Source organism: Paenibacillus sp. SAFN-117, assembly GCF_051966115.1.
GTDB classification, from domain to species: domain Bacteria; phylum Bacillota; class Bacilli; order Paenibacillales; family NBRC-103111; genus Paenibacillus_L; species Paenibacillus_L residui.
Genome location: NZ_JBQCLK010000005.1, coordinates 24,662 through 46,785 on the forward strand (window position 1 = coordinate 24,662; position 22,124 = coordinate 46,785).

The window sequence follows — 22,124 nt, forward strand, 5'->3', positions numbered from 1 at the left end:
CAATTATCCGAGCGATTTCAGCGCGCAAACTGCCGCTTCCGCAAACAATGCCGCACTGATGGAAATCGCTTCTTCTTTTAAAGTGAACCGCGGATGATGCCACTGCTCCGTCCCACCGGTTCCCATCCAAATGAAGCAACCCGGCAGCCGTTCCTGATACAGAGCGAAATCTTCGCCTCCCATCGTAGGTACGGCCTCCACCACGTTAAGCCCTTGTGCTGCCGCCGCTGTATTCATGATTTCGGCCATTTTCGGATCATTGTTTACCGCAGGCAGCATCGAAGTCCAATTCAATTGCGCTTCTGCCCCATATCCGGCCGCGACATTCTCGACCACCCGTTTCATATGGCCTGGAATGCTCTCTCTGGCCTCCGGCTGGAATGTCCTCACGGTCCCTTCCAGAACTCCTCTGTCCGGGATGACGTTCCAGGAGGATCCGGCTTCGAACCGGCATATACTGACAACCGCTGAGTGATGCGGGCTGATATTGCGGCTTATCAACGTTTGCAGCGCCGTAACAATGGCACTGCTCACCACGATCGGGTCGACGGCGGCTTCGGGAATTCCCGCATGGCCTCCTCTGCCCGTGACGTTGATTTCGAAGCGGTCTACAGACGCCATCAGAGGACCCGTTCGTATGCCGACGGTTCCGACGGGCAGCTCCGGTTTGTTATGCATCCCGAAGACGGCGGAGACTCCTTCCAAGGCTCCCGCTTCAATGACCGCACGGGCGCCTACCGCCTGCTCTTCCGCCGGCTGGAACAGAATGCGTACGGTTCCGTGAAGCTCGCCGGCATTAGCCTGAAGCAGCTTCGCCGCTCCAATCATCGATGCTGTATGGAAGTCGTGGCCGCACGCATGCATCCTCCCGGGGATCGTCGAAGCGTACGGCAGACCTGTATCCTCCGTTACAGGCAGTGCATCGATATCGGCGCGAAGCATAATCGTCGGTCCGGGATGCGCCCCCTTCACTTCGGCCAGTACGCCGGTCGGTAAACCAAGGTCTAGCAGATGAATCCCAGCTTCCGTCAGCCAGGACCGAAGCCGTTTAGTTGTCTCGTACTCCTCATTGGAAAGTTCGGGAAATTGATGTAACTCCCTCCGCATCGCTACAAGCTCAGGCTGAAGCCTTTCAGCTTGCTCACGGAAAGAGGATGATAATGTAGTCATTGAGCATATCCCCTTTATTGCTGCTATAATAGAATCTATTGGTAAAGTCATTCATCCTGGTCTTCGGACGATTCGCTGCTTAATCGGAACTAAAAGAACGGGTAACTACAATAAAAATATGATATAGCAGCATGAACGAATATATCATATAGGATTAGTATGAATTAACGTAGATTCTATAGTAGAACCTACTCCTTGTCAATCCAAAATTAATATTTTGTAGATTATTGCTGCAACGGCTATCTTTAACTACATTTATATTAGGCCATCGATTTTTAGTATGGAATAAGCAAGATAATGTGTAGATGCCGATATATTAGAAAGAGAAATAGGAGATTCTCTTGACGGGCTCGAAAAAGGCTGATATATATTCAACAATAACCTCTGTACGAGGGGGCTGAGCCATGGTGGATCAAATTAAACCTAAGTATTTCATAGGCGAGGTTTCGTTCTCGATTCAATACATGCATAGAACGGGCCCCAACCGTATGCCCCGGCCGCATGAGCATCCTTGCTTTGAGCTGTATTACCTATTGAATGGCGAACGAATTTACTTTATAGACGGCAACGTGTACTCCGTTAAGAAGGGAGACATGATGATTATTCATCCGCATGATCTCCATTCCACAGCCAGCTCGGATAAGCTTGAATTCGAACGTGTCCTAATCAATTTTACGCAGGAATTTATTGAGGAAGGAGATTTCCATTTGGCAAAAATATTGCAAAATGGCAAATCGGGACTCCTGCGAATTCCCGAGAAGGAGCAGCCGGAAATTGAAAGCATCCTGTATAAAATGCTGGACGAATGCGAGAAACAGGAAGATCACTACATTTCATACGTACGTTCATTGTTGAACGAGCTGCTCATCCGTTTGCATCGAATTCATTGGCTGCTGCAGCCCGAGGAAGTACAGGTATATGAACACCCGATGCATCATCGGGTGTCGGAAATCGCTCAATATATCAATGAGAATTACTATAAGAAAATTACACTGGAGCAAGTAGCCAAACAATTTTACATAAGCCCTTCCTATCTGAGTCGTATATTCAAACGTTTGACCGGCTTCCACTTTCGCGAGTACATCCAAGTCGTACGCATTCGTGAAGCGCAGAAAAGATTGGTCAACAGCACAGATTCCGTTCAGTTCATTTCGGAGCAAACCGGCTTTGAACATATTGCCCACTTCAACAAAATATTCAAAAAAATGTGCGGAACTACTCCGCTGCGCTACCGCAAGAACAATGTATGATCGGCTTACAAACTTAGCTGCTCCTCAACCGAATAACTAAAACCGATCGAGATAATTGCCGACCCGAAACCAATCCGCATCGACATAACCGCGCCGATCCTTGGATGATTGCGATACGGCAAACAAACCGACTTTAGCGCCTACCCAGTGCCCTTTAACCGCCTGAAACCCGGGCACATCGATCCAATTCGCTTCATTATCATCCTGGCTGTAGGCAAACCTGCAATGCGCCCCTTCATCTACATTTACGGATAGCACGATCTCATCAGAATGCAGCTCCGTACGCCACTTTATTTGTTCTTCATCCGCATTCCCTTCAACATACAGTAGTATAAGACCCGTTCCATCTTGACGGGCTTGAACACCCAGGTACGCAAAATGGTATCCGAATACGATCAGACCTGCCCTCTCGCCCGGCTCTATTGCACGGCAGTCCAGCTTGGCTGACGCATGGAATGAAGGGGCCGGAAACTTCTGCATTAATAAGTTAGGAGATCCATACATATTCTCGGCACTTTCCGGCTGTGGCTGCGCAAACAGCCTCAGATGGCTTGCTCTATCGGTTAAGGAATACCAGTCGCTTTTCGGATTCGCCTGCCACTGCCATTGCAAACCCAATTCCGGTTTATCAAACTCATCGGAATCAGCAGGGACCTCTATCGGGCAGACCTTGCCGACATCAGGCTTTGTATACCGTAATACAGGCTCGCCGATGCCGTCTTCATTCCGGTTCTGTCCCATAAGCGGCCAATCATCGATCCATTCTACAGGCTGCAGATGTACGATTCGTCCATAAGCGCCTTTATCCTGAAAGTGTATAAACCATGATTCACCTGAAGCGAGCTCAACCCAGCCTCCTTGATGGGGCCCGTTAACCGGCGAAGTCCCTTGATGCAGCACAATCTTATCCTCATAAGGTCCATTGACGGCTTTCGAGCGAAGAACCGTCTGCCAGCCGGTCGCAACTCCGCCGGCCGGTGCGAAGATATAGTAATAACCGTTGCGTTTATACATTTTCGGACCTTCCAGCGTTGGATGATGCACCGTACCGTTATAAATAATTTGCCCCTCGCCCAACAGCTTAGTGCCGTCCGGAGACATGGGACACAGCCTCAGTATATGTTTGATTCCGGCGCGGCTTCTGGCATAAGCGTGGACGAGATAGGCTCCGCCATCTTCATCCCAGAAGGGACAAGGATCTATCAGACCTTTGCCTTCCTGAACAAGATGGGGCGGAGTCCATTCACCGGCGGGGTCTGAAGCCGTGCTCATCCAGATGCCGGTGTCAGGATCGCCGTAGAACACCCAAAACTTATGGTCGTGATAACGGATTGCCGGTGCCCATACACCATTGCCGTGCTGTGGTTGGTCATATCCCGGAAGATCCATATGTTTAATGACATGATTGATTAATTTCCAGTTAATTAAATCCTTGGAATGTAGAATCGGAAGACCCGGAATATGCCCGAAGCTGGATGCCGTCATGTAGAAATCTTCACCTACTCTGATCACATCGGGATCGGAATAGTCCGCATGCAGGATTGGATTGATAAACGTTCCGTCTCCCTGGTCTGTAATCCAAGCCTTGCGATGCCCTTGACTTACATGGTTACTCATGCCGGTCACTCCTGTTCTCTAATTCTTGCAGACGCTCAATCTCTAAGCTGGCAAGGATGAAGGGGGCAACTCCAATATGTATATCGGACACCCTTTTTTCCCTAATGTAATAGCCATATGAACCATCCCGGTCAAGACTTAGTCCCGCGCCATGACAAATATTATGCAAATGAACTCCTTCGCTATCTTCTTCCACATAACGTTCAATTAGTCCATTGTATGCTTGCAGTGCTTTCCGGCGGGCGGGGTTTTCGAGATATTGAAGACGCGCCCCCTTCGCCAGAGCGTATATAAACATGCCGGAACCGGAGGTCTCCAGGTAGTTTCCTTCCCGGAAGCCTTGATCCATAACCTGAAACCACAAACCGCTCTGTTCCTCCTGAACGCGATAAAGAGCGCTGCACATTCGTTCAAAGATACCGATGATCGTCCCCCTCTTCGGATGATCGATCGGGAAAAACTCCAAGCTATCTACCAAGGCCATCGCATACCAACCCAGCGCGCGGCTCCAGAAGTTCGCGGAGCAGCCCGTTTGCGGATTCGCCCAAGCCTGTATACGGATCGCGAGTTTTTTGTTCAACTAATAATAGTTGATGAGCTACCTCGTCGAACAACTCGGGACGCTGGAAAACCTGAGCATATTGCGCCAAGAAGGGAGAGGACATATACAAGCCGTCAAGCCACATCTGGAAGGGGTACACTTTTTTGTGCCAGAATCCTCCTTCGGACGTCCTAGGGTGGCCGATCAATTGGGCAGCGAGCAAATGCGCAGCCTGTTCGTATCGCTGTTCGCCGCTGCGTTCCATAAGCAGGAAAAGATTTTTGCCTTGATTGATTTGATCAAGATTGTATTCTTCAAGCCTGTAACCGGTAATCCTTCCATCCTCCCGGATGAACAAGTCCATATGCCGCTTCATGAAATCGTAGCACTCTTCGTGCATATAGATTTCTCCTGTCCGCGCGATAGCCATTAGCATCATGCCGGGCACATAAGCCCATCTTTTTTTCAGCTCTTCATGCAAACCGTCATCGCCTGCTTGATTAATAATCGTTGCAGTTGTTTTTAGTGACCATGGTTGACTCATTTCCTCACCCCAGTTCAGATAGTAAATACATATTTACACTTCTAAGGCAAATTTTAACATCATGAAAATGCAGCAGTTGGCTTTCTACAACCTCCGCTTTCTCATTCCCGTTAACGGCATATAACGGCACAGCACTTATTAATACAGTATATAAATACACCGGCTGGATTCTACGAATATTGATGTCTTTATTCCTCCTGTTTTTGTATCTGTTTGTCCTCTTTCCTTCTTACGTGGAAGGGTTTATCACTTACGGGACGCTCAAGAAGACTTACTCCAATTAATGCAGACGACAAAAAATCCTGCACATCAATGCAGGATAATGCAGGATTCGACTTATAAATCAAGGATAAACGGCTATCGCCGTCCTTGGGACAGGCGCGTTTACCGATGAAATATGAGAAAAACTCCTATCGGAGTATTTCATGGATGAGCGACCGCGTTTAAAGGATGTTTTTATCGCCAAATAGAATTTAAAGTTTTTCAGGACGCAATAACTTATAAACTCTGATTGTGGTAAAAAAAGCTACTAACGGAGCCTCTTCGAAGACGAATAACCCGGTTTTAAAGGTAGCTTTTTATGCCAATTAGAAAGTTTGTTCCATTAATGCTTTAATGAACTTAAACTTTCTAATGTGGTAAAAAAAGCTCCTAACGGAGCCCTGAGGGAAAGCCACAAGTCGCATCCGGGTCGGTAAAGACATCGGAAAGACGAGCAAAAATACATTAAAATTGTCCCTTTTTCCAAAAAGAAGGCGAAAGACGCTCAAATGTGCAGGTCTTTTTCACAAAATGGGGCCATTTCGCAAAAATCGCTCAAAAGACCTGCAGTTTTGCTCTAGAATCAGGTATGTGGCGACTTTTCTCCAAAAAGACGTGCATTATCGCCTTAGAATAGGGCACTCCACGTTTTTTTCCAAAAAAGACCTGCAGTTTTGCTTATCTTTTACACCATCCGGTGGACGATCCGGGGTTTTCCAAAAAAGTTCACTATGAAACGAAAAATTCCGGTCTAGCGGTGCTGAAAAATCGCAAACTGGATTTTGGGGCAGCCCCTTGATTGAAAGAAGAGCTATCCGCCAAAACTTTCGGTTTTAAATAAGGAACTAAATAAGCTCTTGAAACTTATACTTTCTAAAATGGCAAGGATAAACGGCTATCGCCGTCCTTAGGACGTGCGCGTTTACCGATGAAATATGAGAACAGGTATAGATGAAAACTTATAATTTCTTATATTTTAAAAAAAGCTCCTAACGGAGCCTCTTCGAAGACGAATAACCCGATTTTAAAGGTGGCTTTTTATGCCAATTAGAAAGTTGTTCCATTTTAATACTTTAATGAACTTAAACTTTCTAATGTGGTAAAAAAATGCCAGCAATAGTGCAGGCTCCGGGAAAATGCGATTGAAATTTGAAACTCGTGAGTCATCATCTCTCACGGAGCAGACTCTCCACTTCATTCCGGTAGGGCATTCCGCTTTGCGCACCACGTTTAGTCACCGAAAGCCCTGCTGCCGTATTGGCGAACAAGATACTATCATGCAAATTCCTTCCTTCCGCAAGCGCTGTGGCCAGTGCTCCCGTGAAAGTGTCGCCGGAGCCCGTCGTATCGACAGGCGTCACTTCAATACAAGGTATGTTTACCACCTGGTCGCCGTCATGATAAGAGACTCCCTTATCTCCAAGCGTGATGATCAGCTTGTTGGGATAGGCCTGCAGTATTTCATCAATCGACCCATTCGTATCCAACAGCGCTTGAAATTCATGCCCATTAGGTGTTAAATAGGTGATTTTGTCGATGATCGTCTGGTTTAACTTGGCGGCAGGCGCTGGATTGACAATGATGATCTTGCCGTGCCGGTGAAGAACAGGAATGATGAAATCCATGATTTCCAGCGGCGTTTCGAACTGGAATACGATGACGTCATAGCTCAAGAGCTCCGTCGTAATCCTCTGCATGTAGTTCACATTCGTGGAGCGATTCGCACCCGGAACTACGATGATCCGGTTATCTCCGCCGCACAATTCGACAAAGGCGACGCCCGTCGGCCTATCCCCCACAAGATTTAGGTGGGCAAGATCAACTCTCTCTTTCTGCAAATGTTCCCGGATGGCGTGACCGTTCTCGTCCTCCCCTAACGAACCGAACATGGTCACATCACCGCCCAGTCTGGAGGCAGCCACCGCCTGGTTAGCGCCTTTTCCTCCGGGGGAGCGGAAGAAGTGATTGCCGAGAACCGTCTCCCCCATCTTGGGAAGTACGTCGGTTTCGATGAAATAATCCATGTTAAGGCTTCCAACTACCGCAATTTTTCCCATAGTATCTGTCCCCATCCTATTCAATGATTATCTTCATCAGCGTTGCTACCCACCTGTAGTACTTATCGCTCTTGAGAAGCTTGCAAACATTGCGGGAAGAAGCAGTCTTCAGTCTTCCCTGACGTTATGAATTCTTCCTTATTCTAGACCAATCCATTGAACGATTCAACGCCGGTAAGCTGCAGCTTGTGGACACACCTCCGCGATTGAAATAATATTTCATAGAATGCCATTGACCGCGGAAATAAAATATGTTATTATTCGCTCAAGCGTACCAAAACATGGCGCCACTCCAATGAATTCAGAGGAGTTTGCCGGAAATTGGACCCGCCAAACCTGCTTTTTACATTCGAAATCAGGGAGGTCATCGCAAGTATGTTGAAGAAGAAATCCGCAGTTATCAGTCTTGCATCTATCATGTTTATGTCAGCGCTTACAGGGTGTAACACCAAGACTAACAGCAGTGAGCCTTCCTCGTCGCCGACAAGCACCAGCCCAAGCCCGGATGCGGCAACACCCGGGAAAACGGAAGAACCGCTCAAGTTTAAAGTCTTCTATTCGGACAACGCCACTCTCCCCTTCCAGAAGGACTGGCTGGTGATCAAGGAAGTGGAGAAACGCTTCAACGTCGATATCGACTTTGAAGTGATTCCGATCGCGGACTATCAGACGAAGGTCTCTCTTGCCCTTAACACAGGCAACAATGCTCCGGATGTGATCCTGTATCAATCCACCAAAGGGGAGAATGCTTCTCTGGCCCTGAACGGCGCCATCGTCCCTATCAGCGATTATTCCGATTGGACACCCAATTTCAATGCCCGCGTCAAGGAGTTCGGTCTCGAGAAGGAAGTCGATGCCCTCAAGCTGAAGGACGGCAAGCGGTACTACCTGCCATCGCTTTATGACAAGCCCTTCTATGATGGCGGTCTCATCATGAGAGAGGATCTGCTGGCCAAATACCAGCTGGATGCGCCCAAGACGTTCGATGATCTGTATACTGTTCTGAAGAAATTCAAGGAAGAGAACCCGGATTCCTATCCGCTGACGATTCTCGCCGGACCTCGGGTTCTGTACCGGATGACGATGCCTTCCTTCGGCATCAGTGTCGGCAAGAACGGTGCTTCCGGCACGAATACGCTAAGCTGGGATTACGATAAGCAAACCTACTTCCCCGGCGCCATCAGCGACGAATACAAGGAATATATGAAGTTCTTCTCCAAGCTGTACGCGGAAGGCCTGCTGGATCCGGAAATGGCTGATCCGATCGACGGAGACAAGTGGTCCCAGAAGCTGGCCACCGGTAAATCCTTCGCCACCTATGCGTATTACGACCAGATCGGCGGCGTAGAAAGTGCAGCAACTGAGCCCGGGTTCAAATTGCAGATGTATCCTCCTCTAGAAGGTCCTGCAGGGGCGCACCATCAGCCGAAGAGCAGCACCGGCAGCGGAATTTTGTTCCCTAAGAAGACGGCGGACCGTCCGGACTTCGAACGTCTGGTGAAGGCCATCGACGAAATTTTCTATTCCGAGGAAGGTGCTAAAATATGGTGCCTCGGTGTCGAAGGACAAACCTACACGATGGATGGCGATAAGATCAAGTACGCCGACGAAATTGTTAATTCGCCTAACGGTATCTATAAGGAAATGCAGTTGAAGTATGGCGCCGGGTCCGATGTTACCCAGATGGTTTGGGTGAACGCGCGGGAGATGACGAAATACGATGAAAATTACAGTCAGATCAATGCCACGGTAGCTGCCATGGACAACGCGATTCAAAGCATTCCCCCGACACCGATGTTTGACGATATGACGGCGGAGGAAGCCAGTTCACTTCAGACTCCTCTTTCCGATACATTTGAAGTCTGGGCGGACGGATTCCTGACCGGCAAGAAGAACCTGGATAAAGATTGGGATCAATATGTCAAGGAAATGAAAAATTTGCAGATTGAACGCTTCACCCAGCTATATAACGATAATTTGAAATAATTTCTAGGATTCCGGAATTTCCGCTGCAAAAGACTTGAATAAAGACCTGCTGGGGATCAATGGAGTCACAGGTTGACCGATGTTCTCTCAGCAGGTCTTTGCTATTCCGGATATGTGCGCCATTATCGTCTCTCAACCAAGTGAAGAAGGTGAATGATATGACCGATACGACAACTCTCCCGAAATCCACCCGGCAGCTTGAAACCCGCCGTCCTCCTGCGAGGCGCCATTTTCGCCGATACTGGCAGCTCTACGTGATGATGATTCTGCCCTTATGCCATTTTTTACTGTTCAAATATGCGCCCCTGATCGGCAACGTCCTGGCTTTCCGGCGATACCGCCCGGGGATGGGGCCGTACGGTTCCGATTGGGTCGGACTGGCCTACTTCGAACGCTTTTTCCAAGACCCGGCATTCTGGCGCGCCTTCTACAATACGATCATACTGTCTTTCGGGAACATCTTGATCAACTTTCCGATTCCGATCATTTTCGCCCTGCTGCTGCATGAAGTGCGGGCCCCGCGCTTCCGCAAATTTGTGCAAACCGTTTCCTACATGCCCCGCTTTATTTCCACGGTGGTGGTCATTGCGATTCTGAGCGAATTGCTTTCTCCGAGCTCCGGTCTTTTAAATCAGCTGCTGGGAAAACTGTTCGGAATGGAGCCGATCTATTTCGTCAATGAGCCGGAATACTTCCGCCCGATCTATATTCTCAGCGAAACCTGGCAGTACACGGGCTGGACCGCCATCATCTATCTGGCCGCCATTACCGGGGTCAATCGGGAGCTCTTTGAAGCGGCGGATATCGACGGGGCCAGCCGGTTCCAGAAGGTCATTTATGTAACCATTCCTTCGATAATGTCAACGATCATGGTCATGCTGATCCTGAACGTCGGATCGCTGCTGAGTCTCGGCTTCGAGAAGGTGCTTCTGCTGTATACGCCATCCAATGCCATGGTGAGCGACATTATTGACACACTCGTCTACCGCACCGGTCTGACCAATCAGAATTACTCTTACGCCACAGCCATCGGATTGTTCAGCGGGATCATCGGTGTCATCCTTGTCTCCAGCACCAACTGGCTCAGTAGGAAGGCGACCGGCGAAAGCATCTACTAATCGAAAGGAGCGGCCTCCATGCACAAGCAACGAAAATTTCGTCCCTTGACGATCGTTGATATGCTCATCTATGCTGTCATGTTTTTCGTTATTTTGATATGCTTCGTCCCGTTTCTCTATATGCTCGCCCTATCCTTGTCCAGCCCTAATGCAATCATCAACAACGAAGTCACATTACTTCCGGTTGGGCTAAATTTTGAAGCGTATCTCCAAATTTTTAACTACCCTAACTTTTTCAGGGCATACGGTAATACCATTTTCTATACGGCTGGCGGTACCTTGATCTCTCTATTTCTGAGTTCTCTGTTCGCCTATGCCATGTCCAAGCGTTTTCTTGTAGGTCATAAGATCGTCATGAAGCTCATTGTATTCTCGATGTTTTTCTCGGGAGGGCTGATTCCGACTTATCTCCTGATTTCCAATCTTCATCTGACCGGTACGGTATGGGCGATGCTGCTGCCTTTCGCCATTAACCAGTTCAACCTGATTATTCTGATCAACTTCTTCCGGGCTATCCCCTCGGAAATAGAAGAAGCCGCTATCATCGACGGCTTGAATTATTTCGGGATATTGCGGCGTGTTATTCTGCCGCTGTCCACTCCGGCGCTGGCAACGATCGGTCTGTACACCGCTGTCTTCTTCTGGAACGACTGGTTCAACGGCTTGATCTATCTCAACACTGACCAGTATCCGGTCATGCTGTTTCTGCGCAACATCGTCAACGGAACGACTATGGTTGGAGACGGGGCAGGTTCGGCAGACAAGAGCACCATCGCCATGTCCATTAAATCGGCCGTCATCATTACTTCAACGCTGCCCATCATCATTCTGTACCCTATGCTGCAGCGCTTTTTCGTCGCCGGCTTGACGGTAGGATCCGTCAAGGGCTGAGCCGGCTTAAATTTCAATAATACGCAGAGCGTTAGACGGAATCAACCTCTATGCCTCCCAGAAAAGGATGGATGACGAATGACTTCATACTTTGCGCAATTGACAACGGAAATGAATAATCCGGCTACTGCCTCTATCGATGAATGCGGAACCCGGGAAATGCTGCTTCTTATGAACGATGAAGATCAGCGGGTTCCCTTATCCGTCCGCGAGGAGATTGATGCCATTGCCGAAGCGGTAGAATTGCTGGTTCACTCGCTAAAGAACGGCGGACGGATGTTTTATGTGGGCGCCGGTTCATCCGGAAGGCTGGGCGTGCTGGACGCCAGCGAATGCCCTCCTACCTACGGAACCGATCCCGGGCTGGTCCAGGCTTACATTGCCGGCGGAGATGTCGCTCTCCGCACCGCCGTGGAAGGCTTCGAGGATAATTCGGAGAGCGGAGCGCAGCTGATTCGGGAGAAGGGTGTCCGTCCGGGCGATGTGGTCATCGGAATCACCGCGAGCGGCTCGACCCCCTTCGTACTGGGCGCCGTTCGCCAAGCCCGGGAGATTGGAGCCGCGACGGTGGGCGTCGTCACCAACAAAAATTCCCGACTGAGCGAACTGTGCGACATCTGCATCGCTCCCGTTGTCGGACCGGAAGTAATCTCCGGCTCCACCCGATTGAAAAGCGGCACCGCACAGAAGCTGGTGCTCAATATGCTGACTACCGGCGTTATGATCAAGCTGGGCAAAGTCTATAACAATCTGATGGTAGACATGAAAGCCAGCAATAAGAAGCTTTACGACCGCTCCATCCGCATCGTGCGGGAGGTGACCGGAGTCTCCGAGCCGCAGGCTGCCGAGGCGCTGCAGCAAGCCGGGCTCCATGTGAAGACCGCGATTCTGATGCTGGAGACCGGTACGGATGCCGGAGAAGCGGCAGCACTGTTGAACAGGCACGAAGGCCGGCTCAAGGCGGCGATCCGTGACGTGAGAAGCCGTTCAGCCGCAGGGAACGGGAACCGGGATGGCAGCAGCCTTTCCGATGGTGCCGTGGCGAATGAATGATAGAGGCTAACAAATTGATTACCTATTAAGGAGTGAGCTTGAATGGCCGATATGCTTGTCCCATTACTCAATCTGCCTCCACAGGAGGAGCTTCTCTCCCGGTTGGAACGGGAGGGAATTCGCATTCATCGCGCGCTGGCTCCGGATAAGCACCGGGTCGTCGAGTGGGTGGCGGAGCATTCCGGCCGCAATGCTTCGGGAGAATGCGATGTCAGCTTCTCCCGTACCCCGGTTACTTGCTACATAGCCACCCGGGGCGCAGACATCCTCGGCTACGCTTGCTATGAAGCTACCGCGCCCAATTTCTTCGGCCCCACCCGCGTGCTGGATTCGGAACAGGGCAAAGGTATCGGCAAAGCGCTGCTGCTTAAGTGCCTTCACAGCATGCGGGAAGCCGGCTATGTCTATGCCATCATCGGCGGCGTAGGGCCCGCCGAATTTTATGAGAAGAGCGTCGGCGCGTTTCTGATTCCGGATTCCACTCCAGGAATATATCGGGATTTTCTCGGGGCTAAGGCCAGGGCGAGTCAGAACAGCACGTAGTCGAGCGGTCCGGCCATTACGTCATGCTTGCAATCCATTCATTCCTATCTAAGCTCTCCGGTGAACATTGTTCGTCCGATTAGAAGCTTACAAACTATCAGTTTCTTCATGGAACCCTGTGCCGTTCTAAAGAGGCGCAGGGTTCTCCCTTTCCCCATAGGATGGTTTCGTACGTGTCCTTATAGCTGCGACAAAAAGACCTGCACTATTGCAGGTCCACCTCGCATTTTAACAATATTAGCGGTTAAGCCGCGCAGCCTAACGGACTGGGCGGCCTTTTAAAACAAGGTTAACAACAGTCGAAACTACCCCGTATTCAACTTTCCACTGCGGTACCGAATTCATATTGTCCCGGTATAGGCCCGGTTTTTCGACCAAGCGGCGGGCCTTCCACGCGAACGCTTCCTTACCCCTTACAATCAAGCCAAAGCATAGATCGGCGAAATCCAGGCGCATTGCCCGTTCATCTGCCGGATTTCCGCATGATACACATCGCATGGCGCTTCGGCCGCACTGTCCTCCCATTGTCCATGGAAGCTATACAGCTCCTCCGGTACGGCGCGATGAACGAAGATCGCTTCCGAATTGTAAGGGTGCAAATGCACGCTTTGGCCGCCGGCCAGCAATTCGCCGATCGCAGCCGTAATCGTCTTTCCATTAGCCCGGACCTCTATTCGAGTATCAGCATGACCGGCCACTTCCAGAATGACACCTGAGGTGTGCGGATGCAGCGTAGTCGGGTTAGGAAATGACGTACAGTTCCATACCACACTACTCTCCGATTGTGAAACGACCTCATTGCCTAAGGCGTTCATATCGGGGTCTTCCCGCATTTCCGGAGTTGGAGCAAGGACGCTCCGTCCGCGGAAACAGGTCTCTACGGAGATCAGCTTGCCTCCATGAACGGAGGCGGAGGCTTTCCATTTGAAGCCGGTTTTGTTATTGCCCCACCCTAATTCGACTTTGATCTTATACTTCTGCTCCCCTGCCGTCTTTGCCCGGCGAAGCTCTTCGCCGTTAATAATTTTCCATGGCTTTAAGTTTTTATAGACGACGATTTTATCGAGTTGATCGCAGCCTCTTACATCGAGAGACAGAGTTCTTTGGCCGGCTTGAACCTCGCTGCCCATATCATGGCCGTTCAATTTAAAGCGGCAGGCTATTTTGTCTCCGGTCACCGCATAGGTTCTTCGGGCCAGAATCGCTTCCCAGATCGCTTCACGAGTCTTCTCCCCGGCAAGCACCGCCAGTCTTCCGTCTCCGTATGACCCCGGATATCCCGCATGATGGTCGGTCGAACCGACGAAGCCGAAGCGATGTCCCTTGGCCAAAGCTGCAAAGACGGTGCTTCTCGGATCACGCGGTCCCATATCGTGATAGTATGGATACAGGCTTTGCTCAGACATGCCGCAGCCGTGCTTAGAGTACACCTCGATCACAGGGCTGATGGCCGAATTAAAGCTTTCCCAGTTTCCCCCGCGATATCCTGGCGTATAGCCGACATGATGCCGAATCGCAATTGCTCGATGCGGGCTCAGCTTGGCAATGATTTCCTCCGGCGTTTCTCCGGCAACTAGAGGTATCTCATCGTCAGGAGATAAATAATGATGGTCGCCGTACTTGCTGGAATGCGCCTCGAAGCCTTGAAAAGTAACAAATTCATGCGGAACGTTATAAGCTCTGACCGTTCTGCGCACTTCCTCCCAATTTCTTTGGAGCTTGGCAAATCCCTCCTTGTGAAAATCAACCAGATACTCCAGCGGTTCCTTCCGTTCCGGAATATCGAACCAGGACGCGTGTCCGATAATCGCGCAGAAATCGAGCTGCCCCTTGGCCGCCTTCAGTGCGTTTTCAAGACTGCAGTAGCCATAGCTTATCCCGCAATGATTATGCAGATCTCCCCAATATAAGTTCATGCTCTTCTATCCCCTTAATTTTAATGGTATGGCGGCTTCCATTTGAAAAGCCTCTACATCCTTTGTCCTTCCCGATACAGGCTTTTTCATTGCTTCCATCATAAAATCGCTCCCCACTTTTGTCAATATATAAACAAAGTATCCGCCGACAATAAAATAAAATTCCATTCATTTGGGAAGCTGGTAATCAGGCTCTGAACTCATCAAAAATATGGGTAAAAAACTGTGTAAAACGGTTTGCTATATTCGATCTGTTTTGTTATATTCGAAAGGACACTTACGTATAAATTAGACTATAGTTGAGGAGATTGTATGGAGACCGTCCGCAAATACAAGGATCAGAGAGGAAGCAAGGCTACGATCATTCAGATGTTAAGAGTTCATGGCTCCATCTCCCGAATGGAGCTGACCAAATTAACGGATTTAAGCCGGGCCACAATCTCGATAGCGGTGAATGAATTAATTGAGCTGGGGCTCATCCGCGAAACCGAGCCGCAGCAATCAACCGGGGGCCGCCCTGCCATTAATTTGGAGCTCGTTCCGAACTCACACATCATTCTGGGCGCTGATCTGATCGATCAGGCCTGGGTCCTGGGCGCATTCGACCTGCTGGGGAACACTCTGCTGATGCAGCGCATCCCTTATGCTTCACCGACGCCGGAAGCGGCGGTTCAGGCTTTGGCCGAAGAGCTTCCCCATTTTGTGAACAAGCTGGACAAAGAGCCGATTCCGCTTATCGGTCTCGGTATCCCCGGCCTCGTGGACACGAATCGCGGACTTCTTCACAGCTCCGCCGTTCTGGGCTGGAGGCAGGTCGAGCTGAGCAGAATGATGACGGACAAGCTGCGCTGGCCAGTCGTTGTCCTTAACCGGAGCCGGGCACGAGGACTTGCGGAAAGCCGTTACGGAGCGGGCAGACATTATAATCAGATGATTTACATCGGGATTGATACAGGCATCGGCGCCGGCATCTATGTGCAGCGCGAACTCATTCATGGCGCTATCGGCGGAGCCGGGGAACTTGGCCATACCTCGGTGGAGCTCGACGGTGTATTATGTCTTTGCGGAAATCGAGGCTGCCTGCAGATGTATGCAGCAGCGCCGGCGATAGAGCTCGAGGCCCGGAAGCGGCTTCGGGAAGATACCGATTCCTCGCTGCTGCGGGAACCCGAATTTGACCTTCAGCTGCTGAATGCCAAGCAAATTTGCCAGGTGGCGGATCAAGGAGATGAACTGGCGGTGCAAGTCGTGAATAACGCAGCCACCTATTTGGGAATGACGATGGCCAACCTGGTGAATCTGCTAAATCCCGAGGCGATTATTCTCGGCGGCATGATTCCGATGGAATGTTCCACTTACCTGGAAACCGCCGTCAAAGTTATGCGCCAGCGCTCGATTCATTTGCTTTCGGCTTCCACGGTTGTGCATCCGGCCATTTTCAAGGATATCGGCGGAGCTTTAGGGGCAGCCAATTTCGCTTTGGATGAACATATGAGCTTTTCATTCTTAAACGTATAGAACGAAAATTTTAACGTAGAGGTGATCTCGCTTGAAACCAAACCGGCAGCCTAACATTCTGTTTATTATGTCAGACGACCATGCTTCGCACGCGATGAGCTGCTACGGCAGCCAAATCAATCAGACACCGAATATCGACCGGATTGCCGACGAAGGAATGCGCTTCGATAACTGCTTCTGCACGAATTCAATATGCTCCCCCAGCCGCGCTGCCATTTTGACGGGCAAATACAATCATTTGAACGGCGTCAAATCGATCGAGGATCATCTGGATGGGCGTCAAATGACCTTCCCCAAGCTGCTGCAGGCAAGCGGGTATCAAACGGCCATGATCGGCAAGTGGCATCTGGGCCATGGAGGGGATGCGGATCCTACTGGCTTCGATTATTGGAACGTCCTGCCGGGGCAAGGACTGTACCATAATCCTACCTTCATTGATCAAGAGGGCGAGAAACCATATTCAGGCTATGTTACCGATATCATTACGGATTTGTCCATCGACTGGTTGAGCCGGCGGGATTCCAACCGCCCTTTCATGCTGATGTGCCATCATAAAGCGCCGCACCGGCCCTGGCAGCCTTCAGCCAAATACGCTCAATGGTATGAAGACGTAGAAATCCCGGAGCCGGAAACCTTCCATGATACTTATGAAAATCGCTCGCAGGCGGCGGTCGAGGCCAAAATGCGGATTGACCGCGATACGAGAGAATCGGATGTCAAGGGCAGACCTCCCGAGGAGTTAAGCGCACTGGAGCAGAAAAGGTGGAAGTATCAACGGTATATAAAAGACTATTTAAGGTGTGTGGCTTCTATTGATGAGAGCGTCGGCAGGCTGCTGGATTACTTGGAGGAAGAAGGAATCGAGGATAACACCATAGTGATTTATACCTCCGACCAGGGCTTTTTCCTAGGGGACCATGGCTGGTTTGACAAGCGCTTTATGTACGAGGAGTCATTGAGAATGCCGTTCATCGTTCGTTATCCGCGTGTAATCGAGGCCGGAAGCGTAACAGAAGTGATGGCTCTGAACATCGATTTTCCGGTGACGTTTTTGGATTATGCAGGAGTGCCGATTCCTGCCGAAATGCAGGGCCGCTCGCTTCGCTCCATCTTTGAAGGGTCTACTCCCGAAGGCTGGAGGACATCGATGTACTACAGATACTGGATGCATCTGGACGAGCATCACAATGTTTATTCGCATTACGGCATTCGGACCGAACGCTACAAGCTGATTTATTACTATGCCCAAGCCTTGGGAACTACCGGGTCTGCGGATGAGAACCGCGAGCCGGAGTGGGAGCTGTTTGATTTGCAGCTTGATCCCTATGAAATGAACAATGTGTATAAAGATCCGGCCTATTCGGAGACCGTCGTGAAGCTTAAGGAAGAGCTGCATAGGCTGCAGGCGGAGGTGCTGGATCAGCCTGTCGCCGAAATAGATTAAGCGGACCCAAGGATAAACGGCTATCGCCGTCCTTGTCCAAGGACGTACAGTTTCTCGATGAAGCTTATACTTTCTAATATTTGAAACAAAAGCCATTCCTGGCCTGACGCGCAACGCGCGCCGGAGGGTGCGCGTTGCAAAATTAGCGGATAAGCGGTCAGAATGTCCGCAAGCGGATCAAGGCTCTGATCTTATACCGCTTCACCCCGGCTGCGGAATTCCCCGGGTGTTACCCCCGTCCATTGCTTGAAACGGCGGATGAAGCTGGATACGTTATCGAAGCCGGTTTGTTCGGCTATAGATTTAACGGAAAGCGTACTTGACAGGAGAAGCTGTTTTGCTTTATCGATGCGGAGCTGCGTCGCAAAGTCCAGCACGGTTTGACCGGTCCGATCCTTATAATAATGGCTGAGGTTCGGAGGCGCCATCCTGAAATAGTCCGCCATCTCCTGAACCGAGAAATTCCGATTCGCATAGTTCTGCTTGATATACAGCATCATTCGCATGTCCAAATCCAGATGATCTTCTCCTGCCAGACGGTCAAGGTGAACTGCGACATCCCGGCAGATCTGCTTCACCAGGGAAGTGAATTCCTCAACGGTCTCGTATTTCTCCAACAGGAAGACATCCGGATAATCGTCAAGGCCCGGGGATGTCCCCTGGGAGGGAATGTCGCCCATCGTCTGAATCACCACATTAATTAGATCAAAGCACAAGCCGCGGGCAATGAAAAGAGGCATATTGTTCTCTTTCAAATATTGCTGCAGCTGCTGAAGCAGCTTCTCGATTTTGTTCAAATTACCCTGCTTTATCGCGCTCCTCAGTTCCGCCATTTCCTGACGGGGATAGGCTTCCAGCGTTTGCTGATCGATGATTATGTCTTTGGAGAAAATGACCTGTTCCTTCCCTTTGATAAACCGGTAATCAATCGCCGTGGCCGCTTCGAAATAGGATTTGGGCACTTCTCGCCAATCCGTGACAGCGCCGCCCACCCCAATGGTAATGCCTTGCTGCAGCAGATTTCGTACATATTGATGAAAGAATGACAGCGCATCGGACGGATCGGCTTCCTCCTCTGCATCGCAGGCCAGCACCATCACCCATTTGTTCTCGTCGAGATGATCCCGCCAGTACCCTTCGTAGCTTTTCGGCAGCCCTTGACTCAATGATTTCAGCAAAGCCCGCTTTTCGTCAGAAGAAATGGGGGCTTGAGATCCGTGAAAGTGTAAAATAGCGACCCGGATTTTCGGCTTGGTAAAAACGATTCCCCATTCCCTTCCGGCTTCGTTGAAAGACTCCGCATCCGTACTCCGCCCTTTAAGCAGCTGATCCAGCAAATAATCTTCGGCAGCTTCACGGCTGCTTTCGACCTTGACGTTAAGCGCACGGTTCTCAGTAAACAGCGAATCGATGGTCAGACGGACCGTCTCCAGCTCATTCATCGGTTCCGCATGCTTCCAAATACTCTCGGTATACCGTTTTAGTTGATTGAGAGGCCTGTAATTCATATTCATGCTTCCGTATATCACCATTACGCCCAATGTAAGAATGACGATGATTCCGAGCACAAACCAGGTTTGCACCGCCGTTACCTTGGCCAACACCTGGCTGACCGGCAGCGTGGATACGTAGGTCCAGCCGGTTTCCTTCGATTGCACGGAGAGGAAATAATAGGTTTCTCCACCCCGCCTTATGGTCTCTGTAAAAGATTCGAAGTCGTTCGGAAGCCTCTTTATAACCTGTTCCGGCAGATCAGATCCGCCAGAGTCCAAACTGGTAATCAATTCGTTGTTTTGATTGAGGATAAAGGTGTTTCCGTTGTAGCTTTTGAACTCATCCTCGAGTATTCGATGGACCGCCTCTTCCTTCACAATAAAAATAACCGCAGCATATGGAGTGGAGGAACTCGGCAATATCGGATAGAGGAACGTAATGAACCTTCCCTCGTCCTGCAGCATTTCGGCCGGCCGGATCAGCGGTTCCGTCAACCGGTTCAAATCGCGGTAAATCTCTTCCTTGCTCCAATTCGGATAAGGATAAATATGATCAGACAGCATGGACAGGGTGTATACGCTGCGATTGGAATACAGCCGCTCTTCCCCGCGGAAATAAATCATCATTTCATGGATAAAGTGGTTTGTCGTCGTATATTTTTGCAGCTCGTTCATGATTTTCCGGGCTTTCAGCGGATCCTGGTTCAGTTGGTAAAACGGTTTCAAATTATTGTTTACATACATCAACTGCGTGCTTGTATTCTGAAGCTGCAGCACCTGTTGATCCAGAACATATTTCACCCGATTCAAATTGTTCAAATTATTCACTACTATTTCATTCTTCAAAGTGTCGATCAAAAAGCTCTGTACAAATAACCCCATCAGCACCAACGGAAGCAGCAAAATAATGACATAAGAGAACAAGTATTTTACAAAAAACTGGAACTTCTTTCCGAGAATCAACTGCAACCATCCTTTCTCCATACCAATTCCGGTGTAAACGGAGGGATTATAAGGCAGATAGCGATCTTATTGGAGAAAGAAGCATGCCCTACGCAGCTTAAGGGAGTCCTGTGTCCTCCCTTAGAGCCGCGCTTATTTTCTTGCCTGGTAGCGCTCGTGAGCAGCCTGTTGGATTTGAACCGCCTCTTCAATTCCCATCTTCTTCAGCGTTGCGACGAAAGCGTCCCATTTATCAAGCGGCTCGACTCCCATGATGAACCTTATGAACATTTCATCATAGTAGGTATTGACCTCACTCATTATTTGAGAGTATTTCTGACTTTCCTCGGCTGTCAAGGTCAAACTCGGCAGCAGCAGCGATTTGTCCGATTGATACCAGACCTCATTCGCTTCTTTGGCTTCATCCGCTGTCACACTGAGCTGAGCCCACGCTTCGCGATCCATTACTTTGGTGAAGCCGTAAATGGGAATGGCGTATCGGAGCGTGTAATCGACCCGAGTCAAACCTTCGCTATTTTTCAACACTTTTTCCGTATACTTTTTGCTGCCGTTATCCACCTGGTAAGATTCGCCCTCGATGCCCCAGTTCAACAGATCGGAGCCTTCCTGTCCATACATAAAGTCAAGGAATTTCACCGAATGCTCTGGATTTTTGTTCTGTGAAGTAATGAAGGCGCCTTCCCCGCTTACGTAACGGATCAACCCGTCATTGCTGCTGTACGGCTTCCCGCCGGGGCCGATCGGATCCGGTGCGGCAATGAGCTTAAAATCCGGATTTTCTCCTTTCATCAAGTTGTTGAACTTGTCAAACCAGGACATGTATCCAACCATGGCACCGTATTGATTGTTCGTAAATTTGGCATCGAATGCCTTGCCGTCCAAGGAGGCGAATTCCGGCTCGATCAATCCTTCCTCAAACCACTTATGCATCGTTTCCATATAGTCTTTGAAAGCCGGCTGCAGCGGGCCATAGGCTATTTTCCGGGAAGCCGGGTCGAGATATAAGCCTGTTCGTATCCCCCAAGCCGCAGCGAAGTTTTTAATAGCCTCCATTCCTTTCTGTTCACCGAGCGGGATTTCATCCGCTTCGCCGTTGCCGTTCGGATCCTGCTCCTTAAACGCTTTCAGAACAGCATACCATTCATCAACGGTCGTTGGAACATCCATACCAACCTGATCAAGCCAGTCCTTCCGAATCTGGAAACCGGTATAAGCGTTGCGCTGCAAGTCGAGCTCGATTTTGGGAAACAGGGCGATCGTTCCGTCATCCAGCATAATCTGCTTTTTCAATTCCGGATTGCCGTCAAGCAGTGCTTTGAAATTCGGAGCATGGCTGTCGATCAAATCATTTAACTTGACGGCCACTTCATCCTGTATCAGCTTGCTTAATCCGCCCGGATAGCTGTCGGTAACCCAGTAGATCATGTCCGGATAGCTGCCGGATGCAAGCATGATGTTGAATTGCTGCGAAGTATCGCCGGCCGAAGGCTCTTGCCAGTTCACATTCGTATTGGTTCTCTTCTCAATTTCCTGGAAGGCGGCAATGTCCTTATAGCTCTTCAAGTACTTGTTGTTAATCGGCCGCACGTAAAAGGTGAGCGACACCGGCTTGTCATCCCCCGCACCGCTGCCTTGTCCGTTTCCTGGCGTTTCGTCCGCCCCGCCCCCGCAGCCCGCTACAACCGTGAAACTTAATGCGACGGCTAACATGCTGATCGTCGACTTCTTCCATTTTCTCATGTTGGAACCCCTTTCAGTC

14 protein-coding genes and 1 pseudogene are annotated in these 22,124 nt (G+C 49.9%); 8 read left to right on the forward strand and 7 right to left on the reverse strand.

The features are described from left to right. Window positions 1–3: 3 nt before the first annotated feature. Window positions 4–1,170, reverse strand: coding sequence for an amidohydrolase (locus ACTHRH_RS04785; RefSeq protein WP_144941104.1), 1,167 nt, complete (start codon window positions 1,168–1,170; stop codon window positions 4–6). A 404-nt stretch (window positions 1,171–1,574) separates the two neighbouring features. Here ACTHRH_RS04785 and ACTHRH_RS04790 point away from each other — a divergent pair, with 404 nt between their 5' ends. After that, the gene (locus ACTHRH_RS04790; protein ID WP_144941102.1) at window positions 1,575–2,420 is read left to right on the forward strand and encodes a helix-turn-helix transcriptional regulator; all 846 of its coding nucleotides are present in this window, start codon (window positions 1,575–1,577) and stop codon (window positions 2,418–2,420) included. A gap of 36 nt (window positions 2,421–2,456) precedes the next feature. Here ACTHRH_RS04790 and ACTHRH_RS04795 read toward each other — a convergent pair whose 3' ends face one another. The 3 genes and pseudogenes from ACTHRH_RS04795 to ACTHRH_RS04805 form a co-directional block, all read right to left on the reverse strand. Further along, the gene (locus tag ACTHRH_RS04795; protein WP_440414345.1) at window positions 2,457–4,037 is read right to left on the reverse strand and encodes a glycoside hydrolase family 43 protein; all 1,581 of its coding nucleotides are present in this window, start codon (window positions 4,035–4,037) and stop codon (window positions 2,457–2,459) included. After that, window positions 4,030–5,122: pseudogene (locus ACTHRH_RS04800) on the reverse strand (glycoside hydrolase family 88/105 protein). Before ACTHRH_RS04800 ends, ACTHRH_RS04795 begins: the two are co-directional and overlap by 8 nt. 1,427 nt (window positions 5,123–6,549) lie before the next feature. Further along, the gene (locus ACTHRH_RS04805) at window positions 6,550–7,440 is read right to left on the reverse strand and encodes a ribokinase (RefSeq protein ID WP_379287553.1); all 891 of its coding nucleotides are present in this window, start codon (window positions 7,438–7,440) and stop codon (window positions 6,550–6,552) included. Between the two features lie 375 nt (window positions 7,441–7,815). On the opposite strand from ACTHRH_RS04805, the gene ACTHRH_RS04810 reads away from it, so the two are divergent. The 5 genes from ACTHRH_RS04810 to ACTHRH_RS04830 all read left to right on the forward strand — a co-directional run bounded on the left by ACTHRH_RS04810 (window position 7,816) and on the right by ACTHRH_RS04830 (window position 13,031). Then, entirely contained in the window at window positions 7,816–9,426 is a 1,611-nt protein-coding gene (locus tag ACTHRH_RS04810; RefSeq protein WP_144940271.1) for an extracellular solute-binding protein, read from the forward strand. 158 nt (window positions 9,427–9,584) lie between these two features. Then, complete coding sequence (locus tag ACTHRH_RS04815) at window positions 9,585–10,544, forward strand: ABC transporter permease (RefSeq protein WP_440414348.1); 960 nt, start codon at window positions 9,585–9,587, stop codon at window positions 10,542–10,544. 18 nt (window positions 10,545–10,562) lie between these two features. Then, window positions 10,563–11,435 (forward strand): carbohydrate ABC transporter permease, encoded by an 873-nt coding sequence (locus ACTHRH_RS04820; protein ID WP_379287558.1) that lies wholly within the window; start codon window positions 10,563–10,565, stop codon window positions 11,433–11,435. A gap of 78 nt (window positions 11,436–11,513) precedes the next feature. After that, window positions 11,514–12,488: an N-acetylmuramic acid 6-phosphate etherase gene (murQ, locus tag ACTHRH_RS04825; protein ID WP_440414350.1), complete on the forward strand. Its 975-nt coding sequence runs from the start codon at window positions 11,514–11,516 to the stop codon at window positions 12,486–12,488. Window positions 12,489–12,530: 42 nt separating this feature from the next. After that, window positions 12,531–13,031, forward strand: a complete 501-nt coding sequence (locus ACTHRH_RS04830; RefSeq protein ID WP_144940279.1) for a GNAT family N-acetyltransferase — start codon at window positions 12,531–12,533, stop codon at window positions 13,029–13,031. A 419-nt stretch (window positions 13,032–13,450) separates the two neighbouring features. Here the strand turns inward: ACTHRH_RS04830 and ACTHRH_RS04835 are convergent, their stop codons facing one another. Then, window positions 13,451–14,947, reverse strand: a complete 1,497-nt coding sequence (locus tag ACTHRH_RS04835; RefSeq protein ID WP_440414353.1) for a DUF3604 domain-containing protein — start codon at window positions 14,945–14,947, stop codon at window positions 13,451–13,453. 312 nt (window positions 14,948–15,259) lie between these two features. Here ACTHRH_RS04835 and ACTHRH_RS04840 point away from each other — a divergent pair, with 312 nt between their 5' ends. Both ACTHRH_RS04840 and ACTHRH_RS04845 read left to right on the forward strand, forming a co-directional pair. Further along, a complete protein-coding gene (locus ACTHRH_RS04840) occupies window positions 15,260–16,465 on the forward strand; it encodes an ROK family transcriptional regulator (protein WP_379287564.1) in 1,206 nt (401 codons plus the stop codon). 31 nt (window positions 16,466–16,496) lie between these two features. Continuing rightward, window positions 16,497–17,909, forward strand: a complete 1,413-nt coding sequence (locus ACTHRH_RS04845) for a sulfatase family protein (RefSeq protein WP_440414355.1) — start codon at window positions 16,497–16,499, stop codon at window positions 17,907–17,909. A gap of 191 nt (window positions 17,910–18,100) precedes the next feature. On the opposite strand, the gene ACTHRH_RS04850 is transcribed toward ACTHRH_RS04845, so the two are convergent. Together ACTHRH_RS04850 and ACTHRH_RS04855 are read right to left on the reverse strand one after the other, a co-directional pair. Next, entirely contained in the window at window positions 18,101–20,365 is a 2,265-nt protein-coding gene (locus ACTHRH_RS04850) for a helix-turn-helix domain-containing protein (protein WP_440414357.1), read from the reverse strand. A gap of 132 nt (window positions 20,366–20,497) precedes the next feature. Further along, window positions 20,498–22,105, reverse strand: a complete 1,608-nt coding sequence (locus tag ACTHRH_RS04855; protein ID WP_440414359.1) for an extracellular solute-binding protein — start codon at window positions 22,103–22,105, stop codon at window positions 20,498–20,500. Window positions 22,106–22,124 lie beyond the last annotated feature (19 nt).